Raw genomic sequence first — 11639 nt, 5'->3', positions numbered from 1 at the left:
TTTCAGGCTGTAAATTTAATAATTCGCTAGGTAGTAACCACTGATATATTAAACGTATCATACGAAGGCCAGTAATAACAAAAGTACACAAACCTTATAGACTTTTCAGCTCAGGAGGGTATAGCTATATGTTATGCTTCATAACTTTAAGTAATTGCTCCGCTCCCCAGCTGGATCCTGCGTTACGCCTGATAAACAGTGACAGCAACCTGCTAAGTTACAAAGCTATTTCAGACCTGCTATCTCTTGTTTATGTATTCGGGAATTTGATTTACACTTCCCTACAATTGCTGATTCTCAGCAATTTACAGCTTAATATTATAACTACGACTAATAAATAGTGATTAATTATTACTGAAATTGTAATTTAGTGTTATTAAAATTTTTTTATACCATGGCATTATTTCAATCCAATAACCCTGTATTTAATGAGAAAGTGCTTCAGAAAGTTGGCTCCTCCCAGGCTGAAGGCACTATGACGATCAAAGGGACAATCAACAAAATGGCCTTCCTGTTAGTACTGGTACTGGCCGCAGCAGTATATGCCTGGGGTGCACCGGCAAGACAACAAGACCTGACGCCATTCCTCTTGGGCGGCGGTATCGGCGGTTTCGTACTGGCGCTCATCATTATCTTTAAGAAGGAATGGGCACAATACCTGGCACCGGCCTATGCACTGGCAGAAGGTTTATTCCTGGGCGTTATATCCGTTCTATATAGCAACATATACGAGGGTATCGTGCTGCAGGCAGTGGGTATCACATTTGCCACTTTCTTCGCAATGCTCGTACTATACAGCGCCCGTATTATCCGTGCTACTGAGAGATTCAAGGCAATCGTCTTTACCGCAACTGCCGGTATCGCCTTGTTCTACTTATTAGCATTTGTACTGAGCTTTTTCAATATTAACATACCTTTCCTGCATGAGGGTGGTACCTGGGGCATCCTTTTCTCCCTGGTAGTAGTGACTGTTGCCGCGCTGAACCTGATCATCGACTTTGATCTGGTAGAGACTGGTGCTGCACAAGGCGCTCCTAAATACTTCGAATGGTATGCTTCCTTCGGAATCCTGGTAACGCTGATCTGGCTGTACCTGGAAATACTCCGCCTGTTATCCAAACTCAGCAAAAGATAATCTATCCAATAGATAGATAGTACAAAAAGCCCGCACAAATGTGCGGGCTTTTTGTTGGCAGGATGCGCCATTTTGTTGCCGCCCTTCTCCATTCTGACATGACCATTTTGCATTGCGTGTCAGGCATTTGTTAAGGATAACCCCTTTACTGTTAAAGCCTTCGTAAAGGAATGTTAAAAACTGCCACATAAATTTATTACAGCGCCGGTGGCATGGTAATTGATTTTTATTAGTCAGTTCTTTAAATCGTAATCTCAAGCAATATGCTTCACACCACAAGGCATACTTAATTGTATCACCTTTAAATTATCTGACAAAATGAGATCAGTTAACGTGAGCATATTCGCTCTGGCAGTTGCAGCTATAGCAGTGTTTGCCTTCCGTAATATGGACGGCGGCACTATATCCGGTAAAGTAACTCCTTTAGATGGAGCCAGTATGGTCTGGGCCATTTCGGGTACAGATTCACTGAAAACGGACATCGCTGACGGTACATTCACACTGCAGGGCGCTGAGGCAGGCACTTATACAGTGGTTATTGACGCGAAACAACCTTTTAAGGATGTGACCATCTCTGATGTAAAAGTGGATGAAGGAAAAGTGACCGACCTGGGCGAGATTAAATTAGAACAATAAATAACGAAAGCAATAGTTGGTTTTCATAGGGGTTAATCAAAAAGCCGGTTCCATACGTCTGTATGGCCGGCTCTTTTTTTGTGGCATATTTCGCCCTTCTAGGGGTAATAGTTTCCTCCGCCGTTATAGTGTAAAGCCCCTTTGACATATGAAAAAGACCAATAATAGAAAAAGCGTGCTCTATAACAGATGGAAGACAATCGGATGGGAACTACTGTTACTGGCGATTTTTAATATCATGCTGTCAGCCTGCGACAAAGAGCGCTTGTCCGGCTCCGGTTATGTGATCAGTGAAACCCGGGAAACAGGTGTGTTCACTGATGTGGAGGTTGATGGCCCTATGCATATTCACCTGCAGCAAGGCCCTCCGACGCCGGTGCAGGTCACCGCAGAGGACAACCTGATGCGTGCTATAGATACTTATGTAAGCGGTACTACCCTCCATGTACGTATTAAAAGAGGTATAAGCTTGCATAACACCAGGGATATCGATATCTATCTTAAATCTGCCACCTACAATTCCGTGTTCTTCTCCGGTTCCGGCAGCGTAGAAAGCCTGGACACCATCAGAACAGACAGATTCGAATACCGACTGGATGGTAGTGGCAATGCCCGGTTTCCGATCGTGACCGATAGACTGGAAACCGAGATCAATGGAAGCGGTAATATCCAGTTAAACGGTAACGCCCGTATTTTCCATAGCAGCATCGACGGCAGCGGCGATGTACGCGGAATAGACTTTTATTGTGAAGATGCCGATATATCCGTTGAAGGTTCCGGCGGACATACATTAAACGTTTCTCACTCTCTGGATGTCAGCATACGTGGTAGCGGAGAGGTGAAATACCGGGGAACAGCAGTTGTCAGGACAGATATTTCCGGATCAGGAAAAGTCATTAAATTATAATTTTCGAAAGCGTCACACATGCAGGCTAGCTACATAGCAGCATTTTCAGGTACTGCCAGCAGTTTTGTGAGCAGGAATAAGGACAAAACCTATTTTTGTACTATGCCGGAAAATGCACAACTACAAAAACTATTGCAGGAGAATGAAGAGGCGTTCATGGAAACACTCTTCAGGACCTATTTTCCCTTTGTCTGTAAGACAATTTACCGCATTGTTCAGGACAATGCCACCGCTGAAGATCTTGCGCAGGATGTGTTTATCAAGATCTGGAACCGCCGCTCGGAACTTCAGCAGGTTTATTTTAAAGCTTATTTGCACAGAGCAGGTATTAACATGGCACTGGATTACATTGACAAAAACAAACGCAGAGGGGTACATATGCCGATAGAGGACTATATGGAACCTGTTCAGGCAGTCCCTCAGAGCACCGGCAGTTTGCAGCAAACCACCCGGCATATACAGCAGGCAATTGACAAACTCCCTGAGAAATGCAGGGAAATATTCATACTCAGCCGTTATGAAGAACTTTCCTACAAGGAAATTGCGAGCACGCTCAATATCTCAGTTAAAACAGTGGAAAACCAGATGATCACCGCTTTAAAAAAGCTCAGAGTGTCCTTGCAGGACTACCTGCAGGTGATCGTGCTATTCCTGGCAGGCGCCGCTATTTATCCTTTACTTTTACAATTTTAACCGCATGTCATATACCTTTGACCATATAGAAACGTTGATTGCGCGCTCGCTGGAAGGCAATCTTAATCCGGCGGAGCAGGAAGAGCTGCAAAGCTGGCTGGAGGAAGATGACGCAAACCGCCGGTATTATGGCGAACTCCAAAAGACCTGGAACCTCACTGGTGCTGCAGACGTGGACATAACACCTGACGTCGAGATGAATTGGGCCAGCTTCAACAGAAAGCTGCAGGCTACAAGTGAACCTACCGGTATTGTACGCAGTTTCCGCTGGTACGCTTTCCGTGCCGCAGCCGCTGTGCTGTTATTGGGCGGTGCAGCCACCGCATGGTATATGTTGAACGCACCTAAACAGATCACGGTGCAGACAGCGGCCAATGAGACTAATATCATCGTTCTGCCAGACGGGACTAAGGCATTCATCAATAAGAACAGCAGCCTGCGTTACGCCGGTAATTTCAAAGATGGCGAAAGGGCCATCCATCTGGAAGGGGAAGCATTTTTTGATGTAGTCAAAGACGAGGCCCACCCGTTCGTGGTGTATACCGCCAACACAAGAACACAGGTATTGGGTACCACCTTCGATGTAAAGGCTTATGCGGTGCAGCCGGTGGAAGTGTTTGTGCTGACCGGAAAAGTGGCTGTATCAGACCACAAAAAAGAATCAAAAGAAGTTGTCCTGACAGAAGGCAGAAAAGTGACCTTCGGAAAAGATCAGCAATTGTCGGAAGATGCTATTTCCAACCACGATTTCATTGCCTGGAAGGATAATATCATGGTCTTCAATGACGAACCTATTGGTCATGTGATCAGAAAAGTAGAGGCGTTATATGGGGTGAAGATCGTTGCTGAGGAGAGCGTGGCGGACTATACCATCAAGACACGCATAACGCCCGATCAGCCACTGGAGCAGGTACTGGATGTGATTGCTGCTAGTGCGACTGCCAGCTGGGAAAAACAAGGAAATGTATATAAGCTGAACAGGAAATAATGGAAGAAATAATTAAGCAGGAAATTAAAAAAGGTGGTCTGTAACAGACCACCTTTTTTATTATCAGGCACCTCCCAGTTTGCATTTCTGCAAAACTTCCCAGGATTTGCCATTATGACGGAGGAAGTACAGGTTATTCACCTTGAAGGTAGCTTTATACTCCTGATTTTCGTACTCAGGCCATGCTTTTTCAAACTGCGCATCTTCCAGGTCTTTGAAGGCCACGGTTACATGCGGAGTGAAGCCGGTACGTGCCAGCATAGTACTGAAACCAAATTCCTTACGCAGGAAATTGATCAGCTGTCTGTGCAGGGCGCTCATTGTTTCGCTCTTTTCCACGTTGATGAACAGTACTCGGTTCTGTTTATTCGGGAAGGTACCGAAACCATTGAGGGAAACCTCAAACGGAGCCTGTGATTTGGCGAATTCTGCCAGTTCATCACAGAAAGCTTTTTCCAGTGCCGGATCTGCTGTGAAAGGTACCTGGAGGGTGATATGCGGCAGTACTTTCAGCGCATATACCGGTCCGTATTTCTCAGCAAATTCCTGCTTTATTTTAATGATCTCCTTACCTACTTCAGCAGTAGGGAGTAAGGCGATAAAGTAAATCTTGTTATCAGGTTTTGGTGTAAACGGTTTTCTGCTGCCACCAAAGCTCGGACGGCCGCCGCCACGGTTTCCACCGCCGCCACCGCGATTGTAGCCACCGCCACCACCGCCGCGATTGTAGCCGCCACCACCGCCACCGCGATCGTAACCACCACCGCCGCCGCCGCGATTGTAGCCGCCACCACCGCCACCGCGATCGTAACCACCACCGCCGCCGCCACGATTGTAGCCGCCACCACCGCCACCGCGATCGTAACCACCACCGCCGCCGCCACGATTGTAGCCGCCACCACCGCCACCGCGATCGTAACCACCACCACCGCCGCCACGATTGTAGCCGCCACCACCGCCACCGCGATCGTAACCGCCACCACCGCCTTCACGGTTGTAGCCACCGCCATCACGGTCGCCGTATCCGCCACCGCGGTTGTAGCCGCCACCACCGCCACCGCGGTCGTAACCACCACCACCATCACGGTCGTAGCCACCGCCACCACCGTAGCCTCCATTGTCGCGCGGGCGATATCCACCGCCACCGCCGCCATCACGATCCCCACGATTGTAACCGCCGCCGCCTTCACGGTCAGAATTAAAAGGTCTGTCATTATCCCGGTTATAACCGCCGGGTCTACCCTCTCTTTCACTATTAAAATCGGGTTTGAAGTAACCGCTTGGTCTCTCCTTATTGGGATCTTGGTCTTTGTCTGCACCAGGAGGAGAGTAGGGCCTGCGGGGGCGTTCGTTTCTCTCAAAAGTCATCTTACTTAATTAAGCGTTTGAATCAATATTAGCTATGATTTCATAAAAATGAAATACGTCTCCATAAGAGTTATATAAGGGCGCCGGTGAAATGCGAATTACTCCGGGTTCCCGCCAGTCGACGATTATACCGGCGTCAGTCATCTTTTGTTGGATTTCTCTCCCTTTTTCATGGAAAAGCAAAGATAATTGAGCACCGCGTTCCTTACAATTTTTTGGCGTAATTATTTCAAATTTTATGTTTTCTATATGTTTTAACAGGAATTCAAGATAATTGGTGAGTTTAATGCTCTTATCTCTTAAAGCTGCCATCCCAGCGGACTCAAATAGTTCCAGTGAGGCTTTTAATGCTACCATGTTAAATACCTGAGCCGTGCTAATTTGCCAGCCTTCTGCACGGCTTTTGGGTTTAAAACCCTTCTCCATTTTAAAACGGGTACTTTCTTCGTTGCCCCACCAGCCACCTAGTCGTTGCCGGTTTGTATCACGGGCATGTCTTTCATGTATAAATGCTCCACCTACAGCGCCGGGGCCTCCATTTAAATATTTATATGAGCACCAAACGGCAAAATCTACTTCCCAGTCGTGTAACTTCAAAGGTACGTTTCCTACTACGTGCGCCAGGTCGAACCCAGCTACAGCCCCAACTCTATGGGCTGCTTCCGTAATGGACTGCATATTAAACAATTGGCCGGTATAATAGTTTATTCCCCCCAATAATATTATTGCTAAGCTACTACTTTCCCGCGCAATTATTTCAAAAATATCTTCCTCCCGTATTAAATGTTCGCCCGGTCGGGGAGCTACTTCTATTATCGCTGTCTCCGGATCAAAACCATGCATCCGCACCTGTGTTTCAACAGCATATTGATCGCTGGGAAAAGCCCCAGCCTCCATCAACACCTTAAACCGTTGCTTTGTCGGACGGTAAAAGCTCATCAGCAACAAATGCAGATTCACTGTAAGCGTATTCATTACTGTCAGCTCTTCCTGGCTGGCTCCAACTATATCTGTTAAAGGCTTGCTGCAATATTGCTGATAATATAGCCATGGATTCTCCGCATTCCAATATCCTTCTACTGCATGATGCTGCCAATCAGTCAATTCCTGTTCTATGGCTGGTCTTACTTTTTTGGGCTGTAATCCTAAAGAGTTTCCGCAAAAATAAATCGCATCCTTTCCATTTCTCTGGGGGAAATAAAATTGTTCCCTGTGCGTCTTTAATGGGTCCGATTGGTCCTGCTCTTCAGCAAACTGCCTTGATAGTTCAAACATATTTCAAAATTCCAGGTTTCTCTTACCCGATCCCGTTTATTCCTGTACTCTACTTAAAAAAATGAGTACTTTTCCCTGCCTGGGCCAAACGGAACCGCTATAACGTGTCTCCAATCAGTCTCCGTCCAGTAAATTGCCAAACCCTCCCAGTATACTACCTTCCTCCTTGCGCTTTCCTGTACCGTAAGAAACCAGTCTGGCGGCCATTCTGCTGATAGGTAAGGATTGTATCCAGACTTTACCCGGACCTCTTAACGTAGCAAAGAACAAACCTTCGCCGCCGAAAACCATATTTTTGATGCCTCTTACAAATTCAACGTCAAACTGTACTCCTGAAGTATACGCTACCACACATCCGGTGTCAATTTTTAATACCTGCCCGGGCAGTAACTGCTTCTCTATCACCATCCCCCCAGCATGCACAAATGCCATACCATCTCCTTCCAGCTTCTCCATAATGAAGCCTTCCCCGCCAAAAATTCCGGTCCCTAACCTCCTTTGCCATTCTATGCCAATACTAACACCTTTCGCTGCACATAGGAACGCATCCTTCTGACAGATTACCTTTCCGCCCATCTGAGCCAGGTCCATCGGAATGATCTTACCAGGATAAGGAGCAGCAAAACTAACCTTCTGCTTGCCATTGCCCATATTGGTAAATGCGGTCATGAACAGGCTCTCCCCTGTCAATATCCTTTTACCGGCTGACATTAATTTACCGAAAAGCCCCTGATTAGATTGTGAACCATCCCCGAACATTGTTTGCATCTGAATCTCCTGGTCCATCATCATAAAACTGCCGCTTTCAGCAATGGCAGTCTCCTGTGGGTCCAGTTCTATCTCGACAATCTGTATTTCTTCGCCATAGATACGGTAATCTATTTCATGGTTGCGTCGCATAGCGTAATGATAAATTTATCAGGTTAACAATAATGGTTCTCGCACACCAAAAATAAGTAATTGGAATTGCAGTCAATTGTTAAAGTTTGTTAAGGTGTAAAAAAAGAAACCGTCCCGTGGATACGGGACGGTACCTGTTAAACCTACAACTGTTACACTGTATATAGTGTGAACTAAACTCTTTCGTGTATCTTCTTATCTTGATGATGCCTGTGCGTGTGCTGCTTTTCCACATCTTCCTCCCCGTTCGGGAAGAAATGATAAGGCTTGGGCGATACATATCCCGGATCGTGCATCTTACGCACCAGTTCCTTCTTCATAGCCAGTTTTAATCCCAGTACCAGGAAAGGAACATATTTCAGGACACGTGGCATTTTGTAGTGATCCAGTACATCAATTGAACGCTTGTTCATGGCGTACATCACCGGTACCAGGATCAGGGTCAGGAAAGTGGCAAACACCAATCCATACACCATTGTCCAGGCCAGTGGTCCCCAGAATGCTACGTTATCACCCCCAAAGAAGATATGTGGCTCAAATGAGGAGAATAAGCCGGCAAAGTCAATATTGAAACCTACGGCCAGCGGTATCAGACCCAGGATCGCTGCTATCGCCGTCAGCAACACCGGTGTCATACGGGTCCTTCCCGCCTCTACTACCGCTTCATATACCGGCATCTTCTGCTGTACCAGCAGGTCGGTGAACTCTACCAGTACGATACCGTTACGTACCACAATACCTGCCAGCGCCATAATACCTACACCGGTCATTACTATCGAAATATCCATTCCAAAGATGGCAAAGCCGAGGAACACACCAATGATCGAGAACAGTATCTCCATGAAGATAACAAGCGGACGTCCAATAGAGTTGAACTGTGTTACCATGATCATCAGGATCAGACCAAAGGCACCCACCATCGCCAGCCCCAGGAAGTTGGAAGTCTCCTGCTGGTCTTCCTGCTCACCCGTCATTTTCACTGCTATACCCGGCGATTTCGGGAACTCGTTCAGTGCTGTCTGTATCTGCTGTACTACCTCATTGGTATTATAGCCGGTCAACACATTGGAATATAATGTTACAACACGCTTCTGATCGATACGTTTGATACTCGCATAAGTATTGGAGTATTTAATATCTGCTACCGCTGATAATGGCACCTGACGGATCGCTCCCCCCATATTCATGTCGCGGTATACGAGGTTCAGGTTCATCAGTGTGTTGATATTATTTCGCTGATCTTCCTTAAACCTTACCATGATCTTATAATCATCTTCCGGGTCACGGAACTTGGATACCTCCTGTCCGTACAATGCTGTACGGAGCGCCATACCAATAGTAGTAGTGGAAATACCTTCCCTGTTCGCACGCTCACGGTCAATATTCACCAGGATCTCAGGTTTGTTGCTCTGGAAGTCTGATTTCAGCTCTTCCACACCACCTATCTGCAGAGAGTCCAGGTAACGTTTGATTTTCTCAGAAGCTACTGTCAGTTCTTCAAACTCATCACCGGCGATCTCAATGTTGATCGGCTTACCGGTTGGCGGACCACCCTGCTCCTGCTCTACCGTAATGTCAACGCCCGGAATGCCTCTTACTGCCTTACGGATCTTATCGAGGTATTGTACGGTCGAATTTCCATCACGCTTGCCGAACTCCACAAAGGCTACAGTTACCTTACCCTTATGCGGCTGCACACTCATATCCATCTGGGAAGGATCACCGGCGCCTACTGCCACGTTAGAGATGATAGACTCCACTATCGGGTTCTTCGCCCCTACTACAGCAGTGATTTTCTGTTCAATAATATGTGTGATAGAGTCTGTGTACTTCTGATCAGTACCCATTGGTAACTCTATATAAGTATAGATGAAGTTCGGATCTGCCTGTGGGAAGAACACTACCTTCGGACTACGGATCACGGTCAGCATGATACTGAACACGAGCAAACCAAAAGTCGCCACCAGTATCCATATAGGACGCCATCCTACAAGACACCACTTAAGGATGCGTTTGTAACGTTCCTGCACACGTGGCCATATATTGCTCTGGAAACGGCGGGCTACGCCACCCAGCCAGAAGCGCTCAAGCAGGATCATCAGGTACAGGAATACAGTAAGGTTACCCATACCAGGATTTCCAGCCGCATATCCCATGAGTGCGATAAAGGCGAATATGATGGTAACTATCATGAACTTCCTGGTAAACCGTGGCTTAGGATGATGCTCCCCTTCATGACGATCCATGAAGTCTACCGCAAACACAGGATTTATAATATAAGCTACTATCAGCGATGCACCCAGTGTAGTGATCAGCGTTACCGGCAGGAAGAACATGAACTTACCGATAATGCCCGGCCAGAACAACAGCGGGAAGAACGGCGCCAATACCGTCAGCGTTCCGGAGAACACCGGCAGGAACACCTCTCCTGCTGCTATTTTCGCAGCTTTCACAATACCCAGGTCTTTTCTTTCATAGAAAATACGGTGTACGTTCTCTATCACCACGATCGCATCATCCACCACAATACCCAATGCAAGCAGGAAGGAGAACAACACCATCATGTTCAGGGTGAAGTCAAATGCAGGCATCAGCAGGAAGGCGATGAACATCGAGATCGGTACTGACAGCGCCACGAAGATCGCATTCACAGCACCCATGAAGAACATCAGGATCACTGTTACCAATATGAAACCAATGATGATCGTATTGATCAGGTCATGCAGGGTAACACGTGTTGAGTTAGATTGATCTGCAGTGATAGTCACGTTAAGACCAGCGGGCAGATAATCCTTCTTCATTTCATCAATGATCACACGGATCTTGTCAGAAGCATCGATCAGGTTCTTACCGCTTTGTTTTATCACGTTCAGGGTGATCACATTCTTTCCATCCAGCCGTGCATAACTTTCCTGTTCTTCAAAACCATCCACTACCTCGGCAATGTCTTTCAGATATACCACTGCACCAGACATGCCGCGTATAACGATATCACGGATCTTGGAGGCATCCTTATATTCACCCTTTACACTCAGTGTACGCTTCTGTCCATCCATAGATACCAGACCACCGGAGATGGTACGGTTCTCCATGGCTACAGCGTTCGCCACATCATCAAAGCTGATTTTGGCCGCATCCATTTTGTATTTGTCCACATTGATCTGGATCTCTCTTTCCAGTGCACCAACAATATCTACACGGGTGATTTCTGTCAATGCCTCGATACGGTCCTGCATTTCGTCTGCATACTTTTTGAGTGACTGCAGGTCAAAATCGCCGGACAGGTTCACGTTCATGATAGGTATCTGCGACACATCTATCTTGATGATCTGTGGCTCCTGTGTAAGGTCAGAAGGCAGGTCTTTTTTCGCATCGTCCACTTTCTCACGCACCTCCTGCCGGGCTGTTTCCATATTCTCACTGGCACCAAATTCAATGGTGATGGCAGAGTAATCCTGCATGGAAGTACTCTTGATAGATTTCACACCAGAGATACCTCCCAGTTGTTTTTCGATAGGTTTTGTCACCAGTGTCTCCATATCTTCAGGAGAAGTACCGCTATAAATGGTACTGATATAGAACTGGGGGAACACTACCTCAGGAAACTGTTCCTTCGGCAGGCTCTGATATGACAGGATACCGGCAAGGGCCAGGATAATGGTGGCAACATAAATGCTCACCTTATTATCTATCGACCAGCTGGTGGGTTTAAATTCTTTATTCAGATTGTCTTGCAT

The 11639-nt window shown here is 46.7% G+C and carries 9 protein-coding genes; 5 read left to right on the top strand and 4 right to left on the bottom strand.

Annotated features, from left to right (window positions below; translation table 11 throughout):
• Window positions 1-394: 394 nt before the first annotated feature.
• The 5 genes from L3C95_RS05410 (at window position 395) to L3C95_RS05390 (ending at window position 4359) form a co-directional block, all read left to right on the top strand.
• Window positions 395-1135, top strand: a complete 741-nt coding sequence (locus L3C95_RS05410; RefSeq protein WP_236385760.1) for a Bax inhibitor-1/YccA family protein — start codon at window positions 395-397, stop codon at window positions 1133-1135.
• A gap of 318 nt (window positions 1136-1453) precedes the next feature.
• Window positions 1454-1771: a carboxypeptidase-like regulatory domain-containing protein gene (locus L3C95_RS05405; protein ID WP_236385759.1), complete on the top strand. Its 318-nt coding sequence runs from the start codon at window positions 1454-1456 to the stop codon at window positions 1769-1771.
• Window positions 1772-1919: 148 nt separating this feature from the next.
• Window positions 1920-2678, top strand: a complete 759-nt coding sequence (locus tag L3C95_RS05400; protein WP_236385758.1) for a head GIN domain-containing protein — start codon at window positions 1920-1922, stop codon at window positions 2676-2678.
• Window positions 2679-2696: 18 nt separating this feature from the next.
• A complete protein-coding gene (locus L3C95_RS05395) occupies window positions 2697-3371 on the top strand; it encodes an RNA polymerase sigma factor (RefSeq protein WP_236385757.1) in 675 nt (224 codons plus the stop codon).
• Between the two features lie 4 nt (window positions 3372-3375).
• Window positions 3376-4359, top strand: coding sequence for a FecR family protein (locus L3C95_RS05390; RefSeq protein ID WP_236385755.1), 984 nt, complete (start codon window positions 3376-3378; stop codon window positions 4357-4359).
• Between the two features lie 63 nt (window positions 4360-4422).
• Here the strand turns inward: L3C95_RS05390 and L3C95_RS05385 are convergent, their stop codons facing one another.
• The 4 genes from L3C95_RS05385 to L3C95_RS05370 form a co-directional block, all read right to left on the bottom strand.
• Window positions 4423-5727, bottom strand: a complete 1305-nt coding sequence (locus L3C95_RS05385) for a 2'-5' RNA ligase family protein (protein WP_236385753.1) — start codon at window positions 5725-5727, stop codon at window positions 4423-4425.
• Between the two features lie 9 nt (window positions 5728-5736).
• On the bottom strand, window positions 5737-7002 hold the full coding sequence (gene kynU / locus L3C95_RS05380; RefSeq protein WP_236385751.1) for a kynureninase: 1266 nt from the start codon (window positions 7000-7002) through the stop codon (window positions 5737-5739).
• A 114-nt stretch (window positions 7003-7116) separates the two neighbouring features.
• On the bottom strand, window positions 7117-7902 hold the full coding sequence (locus L3C95_RS05375; RefSeq protein WP_236385750.1) for a TIGR00266 family protein: 786 nt from the start codon (window positions 7900-7902) through the stop codon (window positions 7117-7119).
• A 173-nt stretch (window positions 7903-8075) separates the two neighbouring features.
• Entirely contained in the window at window positions 8076-11639 is a 3564-nt protein-coding gene (locus L3C95_RS05370) for an efflux RND transporter permease subunit (protein WP_236385749.1), read from the bottom strand.

This window comes from Chitinophaga filiformis (genome assembly GCF_021646545.1).
Classification (GTDB): Bacteria; Bacteroidota; Bacteroidia; order Chitinophagales; family Chitinophagaceae; genus Chitinophaga; species Chitinophaga filiformis_A.
This window is presented reverse-complemented; position numbering and strand designations above follow the sequence as displayed.